22 protein-coding genes are annotated in these 23257 nt (G+C 69.7%); 15 read left to right on the forward strand and 7 right to left on the reverse strand.

All coding sequences use genetic code 11. From position 1 onward, the window contains the following. Nucleotides 1-2: 2 nt before the first annotated feature. On the forward strand, nt 3-836 hold the full coding sequence (locus tag ACIREI_RS21285; RefSeq protein ID WP_403335112.1) for a nitroreductase/quinone reductase family protein: 834 nt from the start codon (nt 3-5) through the stop codon (nt 834-836). A 57-nt stretch (nt 837-893) separates the two neighbouring features. Here the strand turns inward: ACIREI_RS21285 and ACIREI_RS21290 are convergent, their stop codons facing one another. Beyond that, complete coding sequence (locus ACIREI_RS21290; RefSeq protein ID WP_403334874.1) at nt 894-2129, reverse strand: nucleotide disphospho-sugar-binding domain-containing protein; 1236 nt, start codon at nt 2127-2129, stop codon at nt 894-896. A gap of 36 nt (nt 2130-2165) precedes the next feature. Then, complete coding sequence (locus ACIREI_RS21295) at nt 2166-3344, reverse strand: serine hydrolase domain-containing protein (protein ID WP_403334877.1); 1179 nt, start codon at nt 3342-3344, stop codon at nt 2166-2168. A 227-nt stretch (nt 3345-3571) separates the two neighbouring features. Between ACIREI_RS21295 and ACIREI_RS21300 the strand changes: the two genes are divergently transcribed. Genes ACIREI_RS21300 through ACIREI_RS21325 form a run of 6 tightly spaced genes read left to right on the forward strand, consistent with a single transcriptional unit; the run spans nt 3572 to nt 9357 of the window. Next, nucleotides 3572-4933 (forward strand): NDP-hexose 2,3-dehydratase family protein, encoded by a 1362-nt coding sequence (locus ACIREI_RS21300; protein ID WP_403334879.1) that lies wholly within the window; start codon nt 3572-3574, stop codon nt 4931-4933. After that, the gene (locus ACIREI_RS21305; protein ID WP_403334882.1) at nt 4930-6054 is read left to right on the forward strand and encodes a DegT/DnrJ/EryC1/StrS family aminotransferase; all 1125 of its coding nucleotides are present in this window, start codon (nt 4930-4932) and stop codon (nt 6052-6054) included. The genes ACIREI_RS21300 and ACIREI_RS21305 overlap by 4 nt, the downstream gene beginning before the upstream one ends. Before the next feature lie 23 nt (nt 6055-6077). After that, complete coding sequence (locus ACIREI_RS21310) at nt 6078-6821, forward strand: class I SAM-dependent methyltransferase (protein ID WP_403334885.1); 744 nt, start codon at nt 6078-6080, stop codon at nt 6819-6821. Continuing rightward, on the forward strand, nt 6818-7423 hold the full coding sequence (locus tag ACIREI_RS21315; RefSeq protein WP_403334888.1) for a dTDP-4-dehydrorhamnose 3,5-epimerase family protein: 606 nt from the start codon (nt 6818-6820) through the stop codon (nt 7421-7423). The genes ACIREI_RS21310 and ACIREI_RS21315 overlap by 4 nt, the downstream gene beginning before the upstream one ends. Beyond that, on the forward strand, nt 7410-8384 hold the full coding sequence (locus ACIREI_RS21320) for an NAD-dependent epimerase/dehydratase family protein (RefSeq protein WP_403334891.1): 975 nt from the start codon (nt 7410-7412) through the stop codon (nt 8382-8384). The genes ACIREI_RS21315 and ACIREI_RS21320 overlap by 14 nt, the downstream gene beginning before the upstream one ends. Nucleotides 8385-8388: 4 nt before the next feature. Next, on the forward strand, nt 8389-9357 hold the full coding sequence (locus tag ACIREI_RS21325) for a Gfo/Idh/MocA family protein (RefSeq protein WP_403334894.1): 969 nt from the start codon (nt 8389-8391) through the stop codon (nt 9355-9357). A 24-nt stretch (nt 9358-9381) separates the two neighbouring features. Here ACIREI_RS21325 and ACIREI_RS21330 read toward each other — a convergent pair whose 3' ends face one another. Then, entirely contained in the window at nt 9382-10578 is a 1197-nt protein-coding gene (locus tag ACIREI_RS21330) for a hypothetical protein (protein ID WP_403334896.1), read from the reverse strand. Nucleotides 10579-10647: 69 nt separating this feature from the next. Continuing rightward, nucleotides 10648-11433: an FkbM family methyltransferase gene (locus ACIREI_RS21335; RefSeq protein WP_403334899.1), complete on the reverse strand. Its 786-nt coding sequence runs from the start codon at nt 11431-11433 to the stop codon at nt 10648-10650. Nucleotides 11434-11613: 180 nt separating this feature from the next. Here ACIREI_RS21335 and fabG point away from each other — a divergent pair, with 180 nt between their 5' ends. From fabG to ACIREI_RS21370, 7 genes are all read left to right on the forward strand, one after another. Continuing rightward, nucleotides 11614-12399, forward strand: coding sequence for a 3-oxoacyl-ACP reductase FabG (gene fabG, locus ACIREI_RS21340; protein ID WP_403334902.1), 786 nt, complete (start codon nt 11614-11616; stop codon nt 12397-12399). Between the two features lie 21 nt (nt 12400-12420). After that, complete coding sequence (locus ACIREI_RS21345; RefSeq protein ID WP_403334905.1) at nt 12421-13584, forward strand: macrolide family glycosyltransferase; 1164 nt, start codon at nt 12421-12423, stop codon at nt 13582-13584. Next, entirely contained in the window at nt 13581-14717 is a 1137-nt protein-coding gene (locus ACIREI_RS21350; RefSeq protein ID WP_403334908.1) for a nucleotide disphospho-sugar-binding domain-containing protein, read from the forward strand. Before ACIREI_RS21345 ends, ACIREI_RS21350 begins: the two co-directional genes overlap by 4 nt. Nucleotides 14718-14786: 69 nt before the next feature. Next, nucleotides 14787-15854, forward strand: coding sequence for a glucose-1-phosphate thymidylyltransferase (locus ACIREI_RS21355; protein WP_403334911.1), 1068 nt, complete (start codon nt 14787-14789; stop codon nt 15852-15854). After that, complete coding sequence (rfbB, locus tag ACIREI_RS21360; RefSeq protein WP_403334914.1) at nt 15851-16837, forward strand: dTDP-glucose 4,6-dehydratase; 987 nt, start codon at nt 15851-15853, stop codon at nt 16835-16837. The genes ACIREI_RS21355 and rfbB overlap by 4 nt, the downstream gene beginning before the upstream one ends. Next, nucleotides 16834-17763, forward strand: coding sequence for a dTDP-4-dehydrorhamnose reductase (gene rfbD / locus ACIREI_RS21365; protein ID WP_403334917.1), 930 nt, complete (start codon nt 16834-16836; stop codon nt 17761-17763). The genes rfbB and rfbD overlap by 4 nt, the downstream gene beginning before the upstream one ends. A gap of 36 nt (nt 17764-17799) precedes the next feature. Then, a complete protein-coding gene (locus ACIREI_RS21370) occupies nt 17800-18396 on the forward strand; it encodes a dTDP-4-dehydrorhamnose 3,5-epimerase family protein (RefSeq protein ID WP_403334920.1) in 597 nt (198 codons plus the stop codon). 53 nt (nt 18397-18449) lie between these two features. Here ACIREI_RS21370 and ACIREI_RS21375 read toward each other — a convergent pair whose 3' ends face one another. Together ACIREI_RS21375 and ACIREI_RS21380 are read right to left on the reverse strand one after the other, a co-directional pair. Then, a complete protein-coding gene (locus ACIREI_RS21375; protein WP_403334923.1) occupies nt 18450-19376 on the reverse strand; it encodes a nitroreductase/quinone reductase family protein in 927 nt (308 codons plus the stop codon). 84 nt (nt 19377-19460) lie between these two features. Further along, nucleotides 19461-20654 (reverse strand): acyltransferase family protein, encoded by a 1194-nt coding sequence (locus ACIREI_RS21380; protein ID WP_403334926.1) that lies wholly within the window; start codon nt 20652-20654, stop codon nt 19461-19463. A gap of 252 nt (nt 20655-20906) precedes the next feature. Between ACIREI_RS21380 and ACIREI_RS21385 the strand changes: the two genes are divergently transcribed. Next, the gene (locus tag ACIREI_RS21385; protein ID WP_403334929.1) at nt 20907-22142 is read left to right on the forward strand and encodes a cytochrome P450; all 1236 of its coding nucleotides are present in this window, start codon (nt 20907-20909) and stop codon (nt 22140-22142) included. A gap of 139 nt (nt 22143-22281) precedes the next feature. Here the strand turns inward: ACIREI_RS21385 and ACIREI_RS21390 are convergent, their stop codons facing one another. Further along, entirely contained in the window at nt 22282-23256 is a 975-nt protein-coding gene (locus ACIREI_RS21390) for a helix-turn-helix transcriptional regulator (RefSeq protein WP_403334931.1), read from the reverse strand. Nucleotide 23257: the final 1 nt, after the last annotated feature.

The following is a 23257-nucleotide window of genomic DNA, read 5'->3' on the forward strand; positions in this document are numbered from 1 at the left end:
GGGTGGTCGCGGAGTTCCGGGCGAACAGGGGCCGTGTGGGCCGCCCGTTCGCCCATGAGCACCTGATCCTGCTCACCAGCGGTGGCCTGCGGACCGGTCGGCCGCGCACGACGCCGCTTCTGTACGTCCCGGACGGCGACGGGATCCTTGTGGTCGCGTCGGCGCCGGGTACGTCCGGCCATCCGGACTGGTATCTCGACCTGGTGGTCGATCCGCGGGTCACCGTGGAGGCCGGCGTGGAGATCTACACCGCGCTCGCCACGGTCATGGAGGGCACGGAACGCGACCGCTGTTTCGCCCTCGTGGTGGCGAGCCTGCCCGGCTTCGCCGAACGCCGGACCGGGAGTTCGCGTGTCCTGCCCGTGGTGCGGCTGCGTCCGGTGGAGCGGGACAGCTGCGTGCCGGGGACCTGGACCCGCGGCGACGAGGTCCTGCTGTGCTGCGAGCGGCAGCGCCGTACCGCGCTGGGCGTCTGCGTCGCACTCGCCGGGGTGGTCGCCGCCGAGGGTCCCGCCGCCCGTCCGGGACCGGACCTGCTCGCCTCCTGCCGGGCCGTGTGCGACACCCTCCGCCAACAGCAGCTGAGCCAGGACGCCGAGTGGTACGCCGAACTGGAGCAGCGGCTCCCGGAGTTCGCGCCGGTGCTGGACCGGCTGCGCCGGGAGCGCCAGGTCATCGAGGTGATCCTGGACGAGCTGCAGCAGAGCCTGAGCCTGCCGGGCGGCTGCCCCGCCGCGGCCGCGAAGGCCGGGTTCGACCGGCTGTGGGCGGTGCTGGCGCATCACCTCGCGGTGAAGGAGGCGCATCTGGTGCCGGCGTTGAACGCGCTCGACTGACGTCTGTAGCGGCACGCCCCGTGTGATGGGCGTGCCGCTCCTCTGCGTCTCAGGGGTTCACGCGTCCGCGCGGTTCCGCAGAGCCAGATCCACCGCGATCCTGTCGAACACCGCCGCAGGGCTCGGCTGCCCGGCGATCTCCGCCCGCACCTCCGCCGCCGCGTCCGCGAACGCCTTCTCGGAGAGCAGCCGTTCAACCGCCGTACGCACCGTCGGGACGTCCACCTGGGACGGCTCGATGGACAGGCCCACCTTCCGGTCCACCACCCGCTGCGCGCACAGCGCGTTGTCCGCGCCGCCCGGCACGACCAGCTGGGGCACCCCGTGGTGCAGGGCCGCCGCGGTCGTACCCGAGCCGCCGTGGTGCACGACCAGCGAGCAGTCCCGCAGGATCCCCGACAGCGGCACGAAACCGGCCGGGTGGAGGTTGTCCGGGAGCGTGCCGAACTGGCTCAGGTCCGTCTCGCCGTCGGCCAGCATCACATCGGCGTCCAGGCCGGACAGTGCCTCGATCAGCAGGCCGAGCCCTCCGCCCCCGGGAAGCAGCGGCGCGACGGTCCCCAGGGTCAGGCAGATCCGCGGCCGGTCCGGCCGGCGCATGGCCCAACTCGGCAGTACCGCGCCCCCGTTGAAGGGGACGAAACGCATGGGGCGCCACGGCACTCCGTCCGAGACATCCGGTTCCTCCTGGGCCAGGCCGCCCATGCTGGGCGCACGGGGGTCGATGCGCGCGACCAGGTCGGGCACGGTCTCCCGCAGCCCGAGCCGCTCGCGCAGCGCCGTCACCACCGGAGCGTCGTCGGGCAGGATGCCCGTACGGGCGTTGTGCTCGCGGCCGTCACGGAACTCCTCGTCCCGCATGGACCAGGACACCCGGTTGCCGACCTCCAGCGCGGGCACTCCCAGTGCGATCGCGGCCAGCTTGCCCGCCATGTGGTCCGAGCAGTAGACGACCAGGTCGGCGTCGAACTCACGGCCCGCGGCGATCGTGCCCTCGGTCATGGCCAGCGTGAACAGCTCGAAGGGCCGTACGGCGCTGACCAGTTCCCAGTAGCCGGGCGGGGCGTCGTCGGTGGCCTCCGCGGTGCCGGCGGCGCCCGCGACCAGGTCCGAGCCGATGTCCCGCGCCGGGAACACGTCGGCGACCGCCAGGCCCGATTCGGCACCGACCTCCTTCATATGGGCCGTGGTGGCGAGCAGTACCTCATGTCCGGCCGCGCGTGCGGCCCAGGCGAGCGGGACGAGCGGGAGCATGAGTCCGTATCCCGGTGCAGCGGTGAACAGGACGCGCATGTCGGAACCTTTCTGGGGGTGCGGGCCGGCGTTCGGTCACAGGACGCCGATGCTTCGGTAGGTGGCTTCGACGAGGTGGCGCGCACGGTCGTCGATGCGGCCGATCACCTGCGTGCCCGCGTTCTGGACATAGGCGAAGGCGAGTTCGTTCTCCGGGTCGGCGAAGGCGAAGTTCCCGTTGGCGCCGCCGAGTCCGAAGGCACTGCCCAGTCCCGACGAGGCGGGGAACATCGGTCCGTCGGGCAGCATGAGGCCGAGGCCCCAGGTGCTGGGCAGCAGCGTCGTACGGCAGGTGCCGGTGGAGTGGACGGTACGGAGCTGCTCGGTGGTCTCCGGCTTGGTCAGCCGGAAGCCGCCGATCTCGCCGATGAACGAGGCGTGGAAGCGGGCGAGTGACTGTGCGCTGGCCAGCCCGTCGTACGACGGGTTCTCGACCACCGGGTCCGGTGTGAGATCCAGCGACATGCTGCCGAGCACGGCCCGATACGTCAGGGACGTCGGGTCGCCCAGCGCGACCATCATGGCCATGCCGTCACCCGGGTCGGCGCCCGCCATCAGCTCCTCCGCCCTGGACTCGAGCATGGTCGCCAGGTGGGCGGCGTCAGGGTCCTGCAGGCCGATGTGGCAGTCCAGGCCCAGCGGGGTGGCGATCTCCTTGGCGAAGAAATCACCGACGGTGTGGCCGGTGCGGCGGCGCACCAACTCGCTGATCAGATGGCCGAAAGTGGTCGCGTGATAGCCGTGCGCGGTGTCCGGTTCCCACTCCGGGCGGGCGGCGGCGAGGGCCTCGGCGATCGGGGTGTGCGCGCGCAGATGTTCCTCGACGATCGGGGCGTGGTCGAGACAGACCACCCCGGAGCGGTGGGCCAGCACCATGCGCAGGGTGATCCCCGCCTTGCCGTGGGCCGCGAACTCGGGCCAGTACTCGGCGACGGGCGTGTCGAGGTCCAGCAGGCCCCGGTCGACCAGCAGCAGGGCCGCGCCGGTGACCAGCGCCTTCGTGGGGGACGCCAGGATGCCCATGGTGTCGGGGCGCCAGGGATCGGTGCGGGCCTCGTTGGCGAAGCCGCCCCACACGTCCACCACCGGCCGGCCGCGGTGGTAGACGCAGACGCCGGCGCCGACTTCGGCGCCCGAGTCGAAGTTCTCGCGGAAGGCCTGGGCCACTTCGGCGAAGGAGGGCTCCGCCGTCCCCCCCTGCGGGAAATCTCTCACTGGGTGTGAACCTCCATGTCGCGTACCTACTCATCAAGAGCTTCTGGCCTGTGCGCTCGGCGCCCGCTCGAATTTCGCTCATGCCGTACTCGGGTACGTACGGAATCCGGCAGGAGAGGGCAGACCGGACGCCGCACATCTGGCAAGGTCATCTCCATGCGGATCCGCCGGCAGGCCAAATGCCCGGAAGCGTACGGGAAGCCGATTCCGTCGCTGGAGGTGACCAAATGTTCTCCGCGATAGCGGATTTTCATGTCTGGTACCGGAATCGGTGCCGGGCCCAGCAATACCGCACGACCAAAATTCCGTTGGAGGAACTCGACGGCTGGGCGGCCGATCCCGAATCGGGCAATCTCGTCCATCGCACGGGGCGGTTCTTCGCCGTGGAAGGCCTCGATGTGTCCCGCTCCGGGCGGGGGGTGGAGGCATGGCAACAGCCGATCATCGTCCAGCCGGAGCAGGGCGTACTGGGCATCCTGGTGAAGGAGTTCGACGGCGTCCCCCATTGCCTTCTGCAGGTCAAGATGGAACCGGGCAACGTCAACGGATTCCAGCTGTCCCCGACGGTCCAGGCGACCCGGAGCAACTTCACCGGTGTGCACGGCGGGAAGCGGGTCCCGTACCTCGACTACTTCACCGCGCCGCGCAGCGGGCGGACCCTGTCCGATGTGCTCCAGTCGGAGCAGGCGTCCTGGTTCCTCGCCAAGCGCAACCGGAACATGATCGTGCAGGTCGAGGACGACGTCCCGGTGCTGGACGACTTCTGCTGGCTGAGCTACGAGCAGATAGCCGGGCTGCTGCGGGAACCCAATCTGATCAACATGGACACCCGCACGGTCCTGGCGGGCCTGGCGTCACAGCGCTACGACGACGCCGAGGAGCCGACCGGTGACGGGTTCCGTGCCGCCCTGGCCCGCTCCTGGTCGCCCCAGGGTCGTGCGCTGCACTCCACCGTGGAACTGCTGAGCTGGTTCACCGAGGCCAAGGGCCGCTGCACCCTGACCCGGCGCGGTATCCCGCTGGCCAAGGTGGACGGCTGGTCGTGGGTCGACGGCGAGATCGTGCACGACCGGGGCCAGCACTTCGCGGTCATCGGGGTCGACGTCGAGGCCAGCAGCCGCGAGGTGACCGGCTGGCAGCAGCCGATGTTCGAGCCGACGAGCCAGGGCGTCATCGCCTTCCTCAACCGCCGTATCGACGGGGTGCTGCATCTGCTCGTCCAGGCCCGGATCGAGACCGGCGCTCTCGACGGCGTCGAAATGGCGCCGACCGTGCAGTGCCAGCCGGACAACTACCGCTTTCTGCCCGATGAACAGAAGCCGCTGTTTCTCGATGAGGTTCTCGGCGCACCGCCCGGGCGTATCCACTTCGACAGTGTCCATTCGGAGGAAGGGGGGCGCTTCTACCATGCGCAGAACCGATATCTGCTCGTGGAGGTCGCCGATGATTTCCCCCTCGAAGTCCCGGAGAACTACTCGTGGGTCACGCTGCGCCAGCTCGCGGAGTTCGTGCGCTACGGCAGCCACCTCAATGTGGAGGCCAGAAGCTTGCTGACATTTCTCGGTTTCCACAAGGAGGACGACAGGTGACCACCCACGTCTGGGACTACCTCGCGGAGTACGCGGCGGAGAAGGCGGACATCCTCGATGCGGTGCAGAAGGTCTTCGGCTCCGGCCGGCTCGTGCTCGGCGAGAGCGTGCGGGGGTTCGAGGCCGAGTACGCGTCGTATCTCGGTGTGTCCCACTGCGTCGGCGTGGACAACGGCACCAATGCCGTGAAGCTGGCCCTGGAGGCGGTCGGTGTGGGCCCGGGTGACGAGGTGATCACCGTCTCCAACACGGCCGCTCCCACCGTCGTGGCCATCGACGGGACCGGGGCCACCCCGGTGTTCGTCGACGTCAGGGCGGAGGACTACCTGATGGACACCGACCTGGTCGCGGCGGCCGTCACCCCGCGCACCAAGGCCATCGTTCCCGTCCATCTGTACGGGCAGTGTGTCGACATGGCGCCCCTGGAAGCGCTGGCCGCGGAGCACGGTCTGACGATCGTGGAGGACTGCGCACAGGCCCACGGAGCGCGCCGGAACGGCCGGCTCGCCGGGACGATGGGCCGGGCGGCCGCGTTCTCCTTCTACCCGACCAAGGTGCTCGGCGCCTACGGCGACGGCGGCGCCGTGGTCACCGACGACCCCGACGTCGACCGTGCGCTCCGGCGACTGCGCTACTACGGCATGGAGGACGTGTACTACGTCGAGCAGACCCCCGGCCACAACAGCCGCCTCGACGAAGTGCAGGCCGAGATCCTGCGCCGCAAGCTCGGCCGCCTCGACACCTACATAGCACGACGGCAGGCGATCGCCGACCGCTACGCGGAGGGCCTCGGGGACCTGTGCGGGCCGGGCGGCCTGGAGCTTCCGGCGGTGACCGACGGCAACGACCACGTCTACTACGTCTATGTGGTCCGCCACCCCCGCCGGGACGACATCATCAGGACGCTCAGAGAGCGTTTCGACATCTCACTGAACATCAGCTATCCGTGGCCGGTGCACACGATGCGCGGGTTCGCCCATCTCGGCGTGGCGCAGGGCTCGTTGCCGGTCACCGAGGCGCTGGCGGAGCAGATCTTCTCCCTGCCGATGTATCCGTCCCTGTCGGAAGGGCTGCAGGACAAGGTGATCGCCGCCCTGCGCGACGTACTGCGCACTCTGTGACCACGCCAGCGAGGAGGCATTCCATGACGACCAGTACGGACACTCTGATCTACCGGCGCGCCGACGTCTACCACGACTTCTACCAGGGCCGCGGCAAGGACTACAGGGGCGAGGCGGCGGCGGTGCTGGCCCTCGTCCACGAGCGGGTGCCACGGGCCACGTCGCTGCTCGACGTCGCCTGCGGCACCGGCGCCCATCTGCGCGAGCTGAGCGGCTCCTTCGGCGAGGCGGTCGGCGTCGACCTCTCTCCCGAGATGCTGGCCGTCGCCGCCCGGAACAACCCCGGACTCCCCCTGCATCAGGGAGACATGCGCGACTTCCGGCTCGGGCGCCGCTTCTCCGCGGTCACCTGCATGTTCAGTTCGATCGGCTATCTGCGGAGCACGGCCGATCTGAAGCAGGCCGTACGCAACCTCGCCGACCATCTCACCCCCGACGGCGTGCTCGTCGTGGAGCCCTGGTGGTTCCCGGACACGTTCCTCACGGGCTGGGTCGGCGCCGATGTGGTGACCGCGGACGGTCGGACCATCTCCCGGGTCTCGCACTCGGTCCGCGAAGGCTCCGCCAGCCGGATGGAGGTCCACTACACCGTGGCCGCACCCGAGACGGGCATCGAGCACTTCACCGACACGCATGTCATGTCGCTGTTCGACCGCGAGACCTATGAGGCCGCGTTCCGCGAGGCGGGCCTCGAGCCGCACTACACCAGGGACGACGCCGCCAGCCCGGGCATCTTCGTGGGCACGCGCGAGAGTGCCTTGGCATGAAGGTGCGCGAGCTGAGTATCCCGGGCGCCTACGCGTTCACCCCCGAGGTGTTCCACGACGACCGCGGCGCGTTCACCTCGCCGTTCCACGAGGACGCCTTCGGTGAGACGCTCGGCCGGCCGCTCTTCCCCGTGGCGCAGGCCAGCACCAGCCGGTCAAGGCGCGGAGTGGTGCGCGGCGTCCATTTCACGGCGTTGCCGGGTTCGATGGCCAAGTACGTGCAGTGCGCGGGCGGTCGGGCGCTGGACTTCGTCATCGACGTCCGGGCGGGATCGCCGACCTTCGGGCGCTCCGAGGCGGTGGAGCTGGCCGCCGACGAGGGGACCGCGCTGTATCTGCCCATCGGCGTGGGGCATCTCTTCGTGGCGCTCGAGGACGACACGACCATGGTGTACCTGCTGTCCGCGGCCTACCGGGCGGAGAAGGAGCGCGCGGTTCACCCCCTGGACCCGCAGCTGTCCCTTGAGTTGCCGGCCGGCCTGGAGCTGTCGATGTCCGAACGCGACCGGACGGCGCCGACGCTGGCCGACGCCCTGGCTCAGGGGCTGCTGCCGGACTACGGCGCCTGCCTCGCGGAGGAGACCGGTGATGGCCGCGACTGACCGACCGCTCGTCGTCGTCCTCGGCGCCTCGGGGTTCCTGGGCTCCGCGGTCGTCCGGGCGCTGGCGGAGCTGCCGGTGCGGGTGCGCGCGGTCGCCCGCCGGGAACTCGAAGTGGCGGGCTCCGTCGAGGTTCGCCGGGCGGATCTGGCCCGGCCGGGCGCCCTGGCGGAGGCGGTGGCCGGCTGTGACGCGGTGTTCCCGTTCGCCGCGCACATCCGGGGCGCCTCCGGCTGGCGGATCGCGGAGGGCGACGCGGTGGCCGAGCGCATCCACGTCGGCCTCGTCCGAGACCTGGTGGCCGCCCTGCGGGGCCGTGGCGACGGGCCGCCCCCGGTGGTGGTGTTCCCCGGCAGCAACACCCAGGTCGGCAAGGTCACGGCGGACCGCATCGACGGCAGCGAGGAGGACCGCCCGGAAGGCGTGTACGACCGGCAGAAGCACACCGCGGAACGACTGCTCATGGCCGCGACCGAGGCCGGGCACATCCGTGCGACCAGCCTGCGCCTGCCGCCCGTGTTCGGCCCGCCCGCCGCCGGTACTACGGACGACCGGGGTGTGGTGTCAACCATGATCCGCAAGGCCCTGGCAGGCGAACCGCTCACCATGTGGCACGACGGCACCGTGCGCCGCGACCTGCTGAACATCTACGACGCGGCGCGCGCGTTCGTCACCGCCCTGGACCACGCCGACGAACTGGCCGGACGCCACTACCTGCTGGGCACGGGCCAGGCTCCGGCCCTCGGTGACGTGTTCCGCGCCATCTCCCGTACCGTCGCCCGGCACACCGGCAAGGAGCCCGTGCCGGTGGTCTCGGTGCCGCCGCCCCCGCACGTCGAGGGCTCGGACTTCCGTAGCGTCGAGGTCGACCCGTCGGCGTTCACGGCGGTCACGGGCTGGACCTGCCGGGTGCTGCTCGAGGAGGCGCTGGAGCGCACGGTGGCCGCGTTGGCCGAGAGCTGAGCCCATGACGCCGTTGAGAATCGCCGTCATGGGGTGCGCGGACATCGCGACGCGCCGCGTACTGCCCGCCATCGCGCGCTCCGACAAGGTCGACCTGGTCGCTCTGGCCAGCCGGGACCCGGAGAAGGCCAGAGCCACCGCGCGCCCCTACGGGTGCCGTGCGGTGCACGGATACCCCGGGCTGCTGGAGGATCCCGACGTCGAGGCGGTCTATCTCCCGCTGCCCTGTGCCCTGCACGCGGACTGGGTGGAGGCATCGCTGCGGGCGGGCAAGCACGTCCTCGCGGAGAAACCGCTCACCCCCGAGCCGGAGCGGACGGCGGCGCTGTTCGCGCTGGCGGACGAGCGCGGTCTCGCGCTGATGGAGAACATCATGTTCCTCCACCACCCCTCGCACACGGCCGTGTCCGGTCTGGTGGCGCAGGGGATCATCGGCGAACCGCGTTCGTTCCGCGCCGAGTTCACGGTGCCCCGGCGGCCCGCGGGTGACATCCGCTACCAGTCGGCGCTGGGCGGCGGGGCGTTGCTGGACACCGGGGTCTATCCGATCCGGGCGGCCGTCCAACTGGTCGGCGCGGAGCTGACGACGGTGGCGGCCACCTTGGTGCGCGGCCCCGGATTCGAGGTCGACACCGGCGGCGCGGCCGTACTGCGCACCCCGGAAGGTGTGCTCGTGCAGATCGCCTTCGGCCTGGACCACGGGTACCGGTCCGCCTACGAACTGACCGGAACCCATGGCCGTATCACCGTCGACCAGGCCTTCACTCCGTCGGCCGACCACGAACCGGTGCTCCGTCTGGAGCGGCGGTCGGGCACCGAGGAGCGGCGGCTGCCCGCACACGACCAGGTCGTCGCGACGCTGGACGCCTTCGCGCACGCGGCGGCCGTCGGCAGATCCCCCGACCCGTACCGGAGCATGCGTCTGGCCGCGCTGCTGCACGACATACGCGAACATGCCGGGAGCCCGTCCTGAGCGGACGGGCTCCCGGGCTCTCGCTCACTCCTGGGTATCGGCCTTCAGACCGTCCCCGCCCCATTCGACGTTGGTCATCTCCTCGTACGTCATCCGGGTCCGGGGGATCCAGGACGGGCTGGGGCCCTCCTGGTTCACGCCCTTGTCGAAGATCGCGAGACTGCGGTAGAAGTGCGCGCCCGTGAGGGTGCGTGAGATCTCGTCCGGCTCGACCCCGCCAGCCTCGTGGTCCTCGTGGGCGAGGCCGTCCAGCAGCTTCTTCAGGTAGCCCATGCTGGTGGCCGGGTCGTCCCGCCGCACGGAGCTGCCGCCGTATCCCTCCCAGTACGACGTCTGCAGATCCTCCACGACGTAGAGTCCACCGGGCCGCACCAGCCCGAACATGGCGCGGAACGCGGAGATGACGTCCGGGCAGTAATGGCTGCCGTCGTCGATCACGATGTCGATGGGCCCGATCTCCTCCCTCAGCGACGTGAGGAAGGCCGGGTCGGAGAGGTCGCCCTGGATGGTGTTGATGCGCGGCTCCCGCAGCGCCGACTTGTCGAAGATGTCCACGCCGTGGATGACGGCACGCGGGAAGTACCGCTTCCACATCCGCAGCGAGGCGCCGCCGGCCGCCGGGTCGCCGTATCCGCCGATGCCGAGCTCGACGATGGTCAGGGGGCGGTCCCGCAGCGGGCCGAAGTGCCTTTCGTAGTGGGGCGTGTAGTAATGCAGCCCCCATTTGTCGGACCCGTTGCGCAGCGACAGTTCCGAGAGGTCGGCCTGCTGCTCCGTCGTACCGCGGACCAGGCGCTGCACGACGTGGAAGACGTGCATGGAAGAGCTGAGCGCCGCGATGTCCTCGATGTCGTTCCACCGGATGCGCAGGTTCTGGCAGCCCGGCGAGCGCCAGCCGCCGAAAGTGGCCCGCAGCAGTTCCAGCAGGCCGACCTCGATCGTGGCGTGGGCGGCCTTGGGGGCGCCCGGGTGGTGCTCGGCGGACTTGCCCGCGACGACGTGGTGCGACACGGTGCCGCCGTCGAAGGCGAGCTCGAAGGCGACCGTGATCGGCGTCTGGTTCAGCCCCGGCACCTCGTCGAGGTCGGCCCGGTCGATGAGCTCGCCCACCAGCAGGGCTGCCGTCCGCGGCGCCCCCACCTCACGTACGACCTGCTCGGCATCGCCCTCCGCAGCGAGGATGAGCGCCCGGACATCATGATGCGCGCGATTGGTTGTCATGTCGGCCGATGCTGGTGGGCGGGGCTATAGCCCGCCTCGAGCTGCCATGGACGGCAGCCTTCGGTCCGGTCAGGGGCGACGTGCCAGCACGATGTACACGCTGCCGCCCTTGAAGACCTCCTGCTGCTCGTACTCGACCTGGAAGCCCTTGTCCTTCAGCAGGTCCACGGTCTGAGCGAGCCTGTCCTCCACGTCGTGCACCTCGACGGCGATGTTGCGGATCCTCGGCCAGTTGGCCTCGCCGACGCCGCGCAGCACCGCGAGTTCGGACCGCTCGACGTCGATCTTGAGCAGGTCCACGGACTCGACCTGGTGCTCGGCGATCAGTTCGGCCACGGTGGTCACGGGCACGGTGTAGCGCTCGACCTTGCTGCGGAAGTTCTCCCAGTAAGCGGCCTGTTCCTTCTCGCCGACCCCGAGGTTGGTCAGCACGGCCTCGATGTTGCGCTGGTCGTCGCGCTCGTCCTCCTCGAGCGTCGCCATGGTCTCGTCGGCCGGGTAGAAGGTGAACTCGGCGCTACCCGGCTTGTCGGCGACGGCCTTGTTGAGCGCGATGCCGCCCGGCAGATGGTCGGCGAAGTTCTGGGCGAGGCACGCGAAGGTGGCACGGGCCGGCTCGCAGGCGATGACCCGGACGCCGGGCACCCGGTCGGAGACGAAGAGCGAGCTGAGGCCGAGGTGGGCGCCGATGTCGATGACCGTGTCGCCCTCCCGCAGGTGCTGAAGGTCGGTCAGGTAGATGCTGGTGGAGACCTCGTGCCAGACGATCTTCGTGGTCTCCGCGTTCAGGCCGCTGATCACACGGCCGTCCGGCAGCGTGTAGTTCTCGGCGGGGTCCGGGATGCTCTCCGTCATGGCGGGCACGGCTCCTTCACTTCAGTTCACTGGAAACCACTTCGCCGACCCAGCCTGAGGCCCCGCACTAGCGGATGGCTCGACCGAGCCTCGTGACCCCTCTCGACACAGGATCCAGCGGTCTTCAAGCAGCCATGCACATCCTCGGCTGGGTTGTTCGATGTGAAGTGGGAGGGTGGCATGTCCGAGGCGACCAAGCGGGTAGCCCTGGTGACCGGTGGTACCAGCGGGATCGGGCTGGAGATCGCCTCCAGACTTGCCGCGGGCGGAGTCGGCGTCTACGTATGCGGCCGCCAGGCGGACGCGGTGACCGCCACGGTGAAGAACCTTCGGGACGAGGGCTGGGAGGCCGACGGCTCGACCTGCGACGTGTCCCGGCCCGAGGAGCTCAAGCGGCTCGTCGCCGACGTGGTCGCGCGCTACGGCCGGGTGGACATCCTGGTCAACAATGCCGGGCGGAGCGGGGGCGGCCCCACCACCGGCATCACCGACGAGCTGTGGAACGACGTCGTCGCGACCAACCTCACGAGTGTCTTCCTGCTGACCAGGGAAGTGCTCACGGCCGGCGGGATGCTGGCGGCGGGACACGGCCGGATCGTCAACATCGCGTCGACCGGGGGTAAGCAGGGCGTGGTGTTCGCCGCTCCCTACTCGGCGTCGAAGCACGGTGTGGTGGGCTTCACCAAGGCGCTCGGCCTGGAGCTGGCGCGTACCGGAATCACCGTGAACGCCGTGTGCCCCGGCTTCGTCGAGACGCCGATGGCCGCCAAGGTGCGCGAGGGATACGCCGATGTGTGGGGCGTCTCGGTGGACGAGGCCCACGACCGCATCACGACCAAAGTGCCGATGGGCCGGTATGTGCAGCCCAGGGAGGTGGCCGCCATGGTCGAGTACCTGGTGGGCGACGATGCCGCCGCGGTGACGGCCCAGGCGCTCAATGTCTGCGGTGGCCTCGGAAACTACTGACCGAAGGTGGAAGAGACGCCCATGCATCTGGCATTCCTCACTCCGAACGCCTACGGGCATGTCACGCCCGCGCTGCCGCTGGCGCGCGAACTCGTCCGGCGGGGTCACCGCGTCAGCTTCGCCGTCGGGCCCGATCTGGAACATCTGGTCCGGCAGACGGGCGCGGAACCGGTGGTGCTGCCGACGGATCTGCAGAACCCTCCGATGTTCGAGCACTTCACCACCGAGGACCTCACCGAGGTGCTGCGGATCGGGCTCGCCGAGCGGCGCACGTCGATGCCGGTGCTGATGGACTACTACCGCGACAACAAGCCGGACGTCGTGTGCACCGATCAACTGGACTACCACGGCCAGCTGCTCGCCGAGGCGCTCGACGTGCCGTACGCCTACCTCGTGCCCACCATGGCGACCAACGAGGAGGACTCGCTCACCGACCTGCTGATGTCGGAGCCGCTGGACTTCACCTACCCGCCGCTGGTCCAGGCGCAGCAGGAGTGCCGCGACTTCTTCGCGGGCTACGGCGTGTACAAGGAGCTGAACGCCGCGGAGCCGGCGCGGCTGAACCTGGTCTTCGTACCGGACGAGTTCCAGACCAACGCGGAAAAATTCGATGACACCTTCCACTTCATCGGGCCTGGGATCGGCGACCGGAGTCAGGAGGGCGAGTACCGGCCGAAGGTCCCGGGCGCCCGGCTGCTCTACATCGCGCTCGGCACCATCTGGAACGACCGGCCGGAGTTCTTCCACAACTGCATGGACGCCTTCGCGGACACCGACTGGCAGGTGGTGATGGCGGTGGGCGGCAAGGTGGACCTCGGGGGCCGTGTCCCGCCGGCGAACTTCGACATCCATCGGCATCTGCCGCAGCTCGCGGTGTTGCGGCAGGCCGATGTGTTCCTCACCCACAACGGCATGGGTTCCACGATGGGCGCGGTGTACTGCGGGGTGCCGATGGTCTCCGCCGCCCAGGTCCCTGAGCAGATGGCCAACGCCCGGCGCGTCGAGGAACTCGGGCTCGGCCGCAGGCTGTCCGACACATCCGCCGATGGGATCTTCGCGGCGGTCCGGGACGTGGCCGACGACGCCTCCATCCGGGCCAATGTGGCGGAGCTGTGCCACCGCGTGAACAGCAAGGCCAACGGTGCGGCGCTCGGCGCCGACCTCCTGGAGGCGTTCGTGCGATGAAGATGCTCTTCCTCACCGGCGGCAGCCCGGCAACGGTGTTCGCCCTGGCTCCGCTCGCGACCGCGGCCCGGCTCCAGGGCCATGAGGTTCTCGTCGCCTCGCCCGACGAGATGGTCGCGTTCGCGTCCGCCGTGGGCCTGCCGACCGTTCCCGTCACCGACGGAACCATGCGCCGGTTCATGTTCAGCGACCGTGACAACCGCGCCCTCGACCTCCCGGCGGGCCCGCAGGAGCGCCTGCACTTCAACGGCCGCGGCTTCGGCAGGTTCGCCGCCGCGAGCCTCCCCGCCCTGCGCGAGCTGGTCGCGGACTGGGCCCCGGACCTGGTGGTCGGCGGGTCGCTCTGCTACGCGGCTCCGCTGATCGCCCACGAGATCGGCGTACCGTTCGTCCGGCACACCTGGGACCTCGGCGAGCCGCCGGGCATCGACGCCGGCGCCGCCGACGAGCTCGCCCCGGAGCTGTCGGCGCTGGGCCTCGCCGGGCTCCCCGAGACCCATCTGTGGGTCGACATCTGTCCCCCGAGCCTGCGCGCCCCCTCCTCGCTGGGGCCGCGGCAGAGCATGCGGTTCGTCCCGTACAACGAGCAGCGTGCGCTGAAGCCCTGGATGTACCGGAGCGGCGACCGGCCGCGTGTGTGCGTCACCGCGGGCAGCAGGGTCTCGCACGAGGCCGAGCTGGCGTATCTGCAGGAACTCCTCGACAGCGTCGCCGACCTGGACGTCGAGCTGGTCGTCGCCGCGCCGGAGGCGGTCGCCAAGGACCTGAAGGCGGACCCGGACCGGGTGCGGGCCGGCTGGATTCCCCTCGATGTCCTGCTCACCACCTGTCGGCTGATCGTCCATCACGGCGGCGGGCAGACCTCGCTCACCGCGCTGAACGCGGGCGTCCCCCAGCTGCTGATCCCGAACATCCCGAAGATGCTGCCGCCGTGCGAGCGCATCTCCGACCGGGGCGCGGCCATCACCCTGCCGGAAGACCGACAGACCCCGGCCCGGCTGCGCGCCGCCGCCGAGGAGATCCTGCACACCCCGTCCTACCTGGCCTCGGCCCGCGCGATCCGCGCGGAGATCGCGGAACAGCCCGTTCCCGCCGAGGTGGTGGCCGGGCTGGAGGCTCTCGTCCATGGATAGCCGGGCCACCGAGCCGGCCCCACCGGCCGTGTGCGACGACGTCACCTGCGAAGGAACCGAGGGAGCCGAATGAAGGCGCTGGTCTTGGCAGGCGGGACTGGTACCCGTCTGCGACCCATCACCCACACCTCCGCCAAACAACTGGTGCCGGTGGCCAACAAACCCGTTCTCTTCTACGGCCTCGAGGCGATCGCCGAGTCCGGCATCACCGAGGTCGGCGTCGTCGTCGGGGACACCGCGGACGAGATCCGCGGTGCTGTGGGGGACGGCTCCCGGTTCGGCATCGACGTGACCTACATTCCGCAGGGTGCGCCGCTCGGGCTCGCGCATGCCGTGCTCATCGCCCGGGACTTCCTCGGTGACGACGACTTCGTGATGTACCTCGGCGACAACTTCATCGTCGGCGGGATCACCGGCCTGGTAGCCGACTTCCGGGCCGGCCGGCCCGACGCGAGCATCCTGCTGACGCGGGTGCCCGACCCGCGGTCGTTCGGGGTGGCGGAGCTGGATTCCGGCGGCCGGGTTGTGTCGTTGACGGAGAAGCCGGAGTTCCCCAAGAGCGACCTCGCACTGGTGGGCGTCTATCTGTTCACCCCGGCCATTCACGACGCGGTACGCGCCATCACGCCGTCGCAGCGCGGCGAGCTCGAGATCACGCATGCCATCCAGTGGCTGATCGACCAGCGCCGGGACGTCCGGTCGACCACCATCTCGGGCTACTGGAAGGACACCGGCAACGTCACCGACATGCTGGAGGTCAACCGTTCGGTGCTGGAGGGCATCGAGTCCGGCGTGGAGGGAACGGTCGACGACCACACCGAGATCATCGGCCGGGTCCGGATCGAGAAGGGTGCGCGGATCAGCGGCAGCCGCATCGTCGGTCCCGCGATCATCGGGGCCTCCACCGTGGTCCGCGACTCCTACGTCGGCCCCTTCACCTCCATCTCGGAGGGCTGCCGTATCGAGGACAGCGAGATCGAGTACTCCATCGTGCTCCGTGACTCCGCACTCGCGGGCGTCCGTCGCGTCGAGGCCTCGCTCATCGGCCGGGGCGTGCGCGTCCTGCCCGCCCCACGTAACTCTTCCGCCCATCGGCTGGTGCTGGGTGATCACAGCGAGGTGCAGGTCCCGTCATGACAACGCGCATTCTGGTGACCGGCGGTGCCGGTTTCATCGGGTCCCACTACGTCCGTACGCTGCTGGGTCCGCGGGGGCCCCGGGACGTGTCGGTGACCGTGCTGGACAAGCTCACCTACGCCGGAAACACCGCCAATCTGGACGCGGTGCGCGGGCATGAGGCATTCGGCTTCGTGCGGGGCGACATCTGCGACGCGGAGCTGGTCGCGCGGCTGATGGGCGAGCACGACCAGGTGGTGCATTTCGCGGCCGAGTCCCATGTGGACCGCTCCATCGACGGCGGCGCGGAGTTCGTCCGCACCAATGTGCTGGGCACGCACACGCTGGTCGACGCCGCCCATCGGGCCGGCGTCGAGACCGTCGTGCACATCTCGACGGACGAGGTGTACGGGTCGATAGCAGAAGGTTCGTGGACCGAGGACGAGCCGCTGCGGCCCAATTCCCCGTACTCGTCCTCGAAGGCATCCAGTGACCTGATCGCGCTGTCCTACCACCGCACACATGGCCTGGACGTACGCGTGACCCGCTGCTCCAACAACTACGGTCACCATCACTTCCCCGAGAAACTGATCCCGCTCTTCGTCACCAACCTGCTGGACGGCAAGAAGGTGCCCCTGTACGGCGATGGCGGCAACGTCCGGGACTGGCTCCATGTGGACGACCACGTCCGAGCCATCGAACTCGTGCGCACCCGTGGCCGCGCGGGCGAGGTCTACAACATCGGTGGTGGGACCGAGCTCGCCAACAAGGAGCTCACCGCCCTGATCCTCGACGCGTGCGGGGCTCGGTGGGACGACAGCGTGATGTATGTGGAGGACCGCAAGGGCCACGACCAGCGGTACTCCGTCGACTGGACCAAGATCCGCGAAGAGCTCGGTTACCAGCCCCGGGTGAAGCTCGAGCAGGGCCTGCGCGAGACCGTGCAGTGGTACCGCGACCAGCGTGTGTGGTGGGAACCGCTGCTGGAGCGGGCCGCACTGTGACGACCCCCGATGAGCCGGTCTGGCTCGTGACCGGAGCCGACGGGATGCTGGCCCGCGATCTCCTGCCCCGGCTGGAGCGGGCCGGCATCCGCGCGGTCGGGGTCGGCCGTTCCGGCCTCGACATCACCGACCCCGACGCCGTACGGAGTGTCCTCGAGGCCCACCGTCCGGCCCTGGTGGTCAACTGCGCGGCGTGGACCGCGGTGGACGAGGCGGAGGAGAAGGAGGCCGAGGCGCACGCCGTCAACGGGACGGGCCCCCGCCTCCTCGCCGAGGAGTGCGGCGCCCTGCGCGCCGTACTGCTGCAGGTCTCGACGGACTACGTCTTCGACGGCACCGCCACACGGCCGTACCCCGAGGACGCGCCGCCCGCTCCGCGGACCGTCTACGGCCGAAGCAAGCTGGCAGGGGAACGGGCCGTACTGGAGGCACTCCCTCACACCGGCTACGTGGTGCGCACAGCGTGGCTGTTCGGGGAGCATGGGAACAGTTTCGTGCGAACGATGATCCGGCTGGCGGGCGGGACGGGCCCGGTCGAGGTCGTCGACGATCAGCGGGGCCAGCCCACCTGGACGGGAGATCTCGCCGATCGCCTGGTCCTGCTGGGGCGCGCCGCGCTTGCGGGGACCGCCCCGTCCGGGATCTATCACGGCACGAGCAGCGGAGACGCCACGTGGTTCGAGCTCGCCGCGGAGGTCTTCACCCTGCTCGGCGCGGATGCCTCACGGGTGCGCCCCGTCTCCAGTGACAGGTTCGTGCGACCCGCGGCCCGGCCGGCGTACAGCGTGCTGGGGCACGACCGCTGGCAAGAGGCCGGCATGGAGCGGATGAGCCATTGGCGGGAGGCGGTGGCCAGGGCCTGGCCCGGCGTATGCCGCGCCGAAGCGGCTGCCATACGGAGCTCTCCGCGCACCCGCCGTCCTTAGACCACCGCACACCGCCCTACCGAGGTGCCCATACCCATGCGACCGCTCTCCATCGAAGGCTCGTGGATTCACGAGCCGAATGTCTTCCCCGATGAGCGGGGGAGAGTCCACGAGTTGCTGCAGGGCAGCATCTTGCGTGGAGCCCTGGGCCAGGAATTCAAACTCGCCCAGGCGAACTGCTCCATTTCCCGGCGCGGCACCCTGCGCGGCATTCACTTCGCCGACGTCCCACCGGGCCAGGCGAAATACGTGTCCTGTGTGAGGGGCGCGGTGCTGGACGTCATCGTGGACATCCGCGTCGGTTCACCGACCTTCGGTGAGTGGGAGGGCGTACGCCTTGACGATCAGGCCCATCACGCCGTCTACCTCTCCGAGGGCCTCGGGCACGCCTTTCTCGCGCTGACCGACGACGCCACCGTCGTCTATCTGTGCTCGGAGGGCTACAATCCGGTCCGCGAACACGGAATCCACCCCCTCGATCCAGATCTCGCCATCGAGTGGCCCGACGACGTTCCCTTCCTGATATCGCCGAAGGACGAGCAGGCACCGACGCTCGCGTCCGCAGGGCGAAGCGGTCTGCTGCCCGTGTACGAGCACTGCGTGGCTTTCCGCCGCGGGCTGCGCGACAGCTGAGCCGCATGCCAGTGGGGCACGGGCGGAGTTCCGCCCGTGCCCCACTTGGTCGTTCAGCCGCGCTCGGGCGCGGGGCCCATGGCGTTCAGCGCGGTGACGAGTTGGTGTTCCTCCTCGTCGAAGTGCGCTTCGAGCCGGCTCGCGAGGTCTTCCACCTCCGCGCGCAGCCGCACCGGATCGTCCCGGTCGGGAGCGAAGTCCTCGACCAGTGCCTTGATCCGGTTCTGCAGTTCGACCACGACCTTGTGTTCCTCGGCGAACTTGTCCAGCACCGGCGCCAGTGCCGGGAACCGCTCGCGCAGCACCGGGAAGGCACCGATGTCCTCGCCGGCGTGGTGGATGTGCAGCGCGTGGCAGAAGTCCAGGCAGTGCGACCGCAGTTCGGCGAGTACGCCGCCGTCCTCGCCCTCGGCCGGGGGCGCGACGCCGTCGGCCCTGCCCTCGACCACGTCGTCGATCCGCTTGCGCAGGTCCTTGAGTTCGCCGCGCAACCAGTCATGCATCTCGACCAGTTCGTCGCCGAGGTGCTTGACGCGGTCGGGTGCGAGGTCGACCGGGTGCAGTGCGACGACCGGAATGATGCGTTCGGTCTTCGTCTGGTACTCGCCGTACCCGGGCTCCTGCTCCACGATCGCCGCGAAGAGCCGGTCGCGCTCCTCGCCCGGAGGGATCGAGGCGATCGCCCGGAACGGGCGATCACCCTTCTCGACCGTCACGATCGGGTTCTTACGGATGTTGTGGTACCAGGCCGGGTGGGTCGGGGCGCCGCCCGCCGAGGCGACGACCAAGTCCTGTCCGTCGACCTGCATCAGGCCGAGGGGCTGGGTGCGGGGCCGGCCGGTGCGCGCCCCCGTCGTGGTGAGGAGGCAGAGGGTGGAGCCTTCGAACATCCCGCCGACTTTGCCGTCGTTGGCGCGGAACTCGTCGATGATCCCCTGCTGGAATTTGAAGAATTCCTCGAGTTGATTCTGGTCTGACATGTGGTGGGAAACCCCTGAAGGTTTGTGCCCGCCCACCGCGTACCCTGCGGGGTACGCCGCCTGCGGGACACGGTCGGGAGGCTATCACCGACCCGCGCCGGCTGCGCCGGCCGCGTCGGTCGTCGCCAGGTCGCGCGGGGTGGAGACAGCGAGGGACCAGCGTGGTCTGCCGAACTTGCGCATCAGCGGGCGTTCCAGGCCGACGAACATGGCCAGGCCGATCAGCTGCGTGACCACGAACAGCACGATCACGATCAGCGTCGCGGTCCAGAACCCGAAGCGGTCGGTCTCACCCGTGAGGTAGCGGGCCAGGCCGAGCAGCGGGAAGTGCACCAGGTAGGCCGCGTAGGAGGAGTTGCCGAGCAGCACCATGGGCCGGTTGTCCAGCCACGACGGCTTCCCCTCGATGTCGCGCGCCGCGATCAGCGGGACGAACAGGGCGATGCCGAGGGTGAGCAGTCCACTGCTGCGGAACGTCGCGGGGAGCACATGCAGCAGCCCCCAAAGGCCCACGCACAGCAGGGCGATCCACCACACGTTCACCCGGGGCCACCACCGCCCGGTCTGCACGATCCTCGCCAGGAGCACGCCCATCAGGAACTCGGGCAGGCGGCTGAGCGGGAAGAAGTAGGTCAGGAACGCCTGCCAGAAGGACAGCGGCGCCCAGTAGTCCCACACCGGCCCGGCGAGGAACAGGTGCGTCGCGGTGGGGATGGCGATGAGCGAGGCGGCCGTCACACCGAGCCACAGCCACAGCCGGTCCGCGCGGATCTTGAGGATCGGCCGGATCAGCAGCGGCAGCAGCAGGTAGAACGCGATCTCGCAGGACACCGACCAGTTCACGCCGTACACGCTGAACAGATAGGGGATGTCGGGTATCCACGCCTGCACCAGGAACAGGTTGGCCACCACCGGACCGGCCGAGGTCTCGGCGAGCGAACCCATCAGCAGCATCGGGCCGATCAGCCACAGCATGAGCAGCGTGGCCGCCCAGGTGATCACATGCCCCGGATAGATCTTGAGCACGCGACGCCACCAGAAGTTGCGCACCGTGCTGCGCCATGGCTCACCCCACGTGAGCACGAAGCCGCTGAGCACGAAGAACGTCGAGAGGGCCGAGGTGCCGTACGGCAGGATGGTGCCGAGTTCATTGATGTCGGCGTCCGCGTAGAACTGGCCCGCGCCGAGCGTGTGCGTCAGGAATACGGCGACGAACAGGACCGCGCGGTAGCCGGTCAGTGAGGGCAACTGGCGGATCGGTGGTGAGGCAGCGGTCATGTACGCATGCTCCTGTGATCGTCGGTTTCACCGGGACGGTTTCACCGGGAACGGGCGAGGGAGATCGGTCGCGCAGACGGCCGTCCGCCGCGCATCGCCACGGGACGCTAGGCCGGATCGCTCGACTATCGCTGGAAATCGACTGTGGGTGGCGGGCCTGCGCTGGACCGGCGTGGGGTCCGCCCTCGAGTCAACTCCTAGCGCCCGCGCATAGCTTCCACAGGCCTGTCGGCACCAGACCAAGGAGTTCCCGTGACGACGACCCCGGAGCAAGGCATCCCGGAACCGGCGATACCGGCGATGAAGTACCCCTTTCCCGACGGCCACCGGCTGGACGTACCGCCGGAGTTCGAGGAGTTGCGTGCGAAGTGCCCGGTCCGGCGAGTGGAGTTGCCGTACGGCGGTGAGGGCTGGCTGGTGACGCGGCAAGCCGAGGTCAAGACGGTGCTCGGCGACCCCCGCTTCTCGCGGGCCGCCAGTGTGCAGGCGGACATCCCGCGGACGCAGGAATGGCTGAACCCGGGCGGCGACATCCTGTCCCTGGACCCGCCGGAGCACTCCCGGATGCGCAGGCTGATCTCGGGGGCGTTCTCACGCCGGAACGTCGAAGTGTGGCGGCCCCGCATCGAGGAGCTCGTCGGCGAGCTGGTCGCCGGCATGCGGGCCGCCGGTTCGCCGGTGGACCTGGTCGACTCGTTCTCGATGCCGCTGCCGATCACGGTGATCTGCGAGATGCTGGGCGTGCCCGCCTCGGACCAGCACTTCTTCCAGCGCTTCTCCGAGCTGGTGTTCAGCGGCGTCGGCGTCCCGGCCGAGGATGTCGAGGCCGCCAGCGACGCGCTGATGTCCTACCTCGCCGAACACATCGCCCGTCACCGAGCCGAACCGCAGGACGACCTGCTGTCCGAACTCATCGCCGCGCGCGACGAGGACGAGGGACGGCTGTCCGAGGAGGAGCTGGTGACCCTGGGAGTGACCATTCTGGCGGCGGGCCACGAGACCACGGCCAACGCGATCGCCAACTCCGTCCTCACGCTGCTCGTCGACGGCTTGTGGACGGAGCTGGCGGAGCACCCGGAGCGGATCGACACAGCGGTCGAGGAACTGCTGCGGTTCATCCCGCTGGGCGGCAGCGAGTCGCTGCCGAGGATCGCCGCCGAGGACGTGACGCTGGGCGATGTGACCGTGCGCGAGGGAGAGGCGGTCTTCCCCGCGATGGTCTCGGCCAACTTCGACGAGGAGGTGTTCACCGAGCCCAAGGTCCTCGATCTCGAGCGGTCGCACAACCCGCACCTGGCCTTTGGCTTCGGCCCGCACTTCTGCCCCGGCGCCCAGCTGGCCAGAACCGAGATCCGGGTCGCCCTCGCGACGCTCCTACGGGAGTTCCCGGACCTCCGCCTGGCCGTCCCCTCAGCCGAAGTGCCCTGGCGCGAGGACACCGCGTTGATCCGCGGCCCACGCCACCTCCCGGTCGCCTGGCACCCCTAGTAGTGCTTGGTCAGGTTGAGGGTCCTGAGCTGGTTCTTCCGAGGCGCTGGCTCGGAGCGGAGGCGAAGCACCGTCGACGGCGGCCGGGTGACCGACTGGTGGAACGGCGTGGTCGATCCGGAACGCGACACCGGGCCACTCAGGATGGCGGTCCATAGCGTGCAGTGATCGCGGCTGCGCGGTTGCACAGGGAGGTGCGCAGCCACTGCGGGGCCAGGACTTCCGCGTCGGTGGCGTGCTGCCACAGGGCCCATTCGGCATGGCGCGAATCCTGGAAGATCACGTTCAGCCGCAGCCAGCCGTCCGCGTCGGCTTCCTCGGCGCAGACGGCCAGGGCGGTGCCCACGAGGTGTTCCCGCCGGGCCGGGTCCACCCGTACCAGCACGGCGACCTTGTCACCGCCGGTCCGGAACCGGGCGTTACGTTCCTGCCAGGCTCGGTCCAGGTCGACGGTGTCCGGTCGCTGCGCGGGTTCGTCGAGTTCCTCGGCGGCCAGTACCCGGGACAGCCGGTAGGTGCGGTCCTCGCCGGCCCTCTTGGCCAGCAGGTAACCCTGTTCGCGTACGGTGACCAGGCCGACCGGGTCCACCGTGCGCCACCTCGGGGCCTGGTCCACTGCCGCATAGTGGATGCGCAACTTGTGTCCGGCGAACACCGCGCGCCGGACCTCGGCCACGATGGCGTCGGACATCTCCTCGACGGCCACGCGGCGCGAGAGGAGGTCGGTCTCCGGGTCGATGAGTAATCGCTGCGCCGCATCGGCCGCCCTGTCCCGAAGTCCCTCGGGCAACGCGTCGACCACCTTGAGCATGGCCGAGGCGAGCGCCGAACCGAGGCCGAACAGCTGTGCGCCGCGCCGCGATCCGGCCACGAGCAGGGCGAGCGCCTCGTCGTGATTCAGTCCGGTGAGCGCCGTCTGGAAGTCGGGCAACAGTGCGAAACCGCCGTGTCGGCCGCGCTCGGCGTACACCGGGACGCCTGCCGCGGACAGCGCCTCTATGTCGCGCAGCACTGTACGGGTGGATACCTCAAGCTCGCGAGCCAGTGTCTCCGCGGTCATCCGTCCGCGCTGACGCAACAGGAGCACCAAGGAAACCAACCGGTCAGCGCGCATG

Origin of the sequence: Streptomyces sp. NPDC093591 (assembly GCF_044764885.1) — a bacterium.
In the GTDB taxonomy this organism is placed as follows: Bacteria; Actinomycetota; Actinomycetes; order Streptomycetales; family Streptomycetaceae; genus Streptomyces.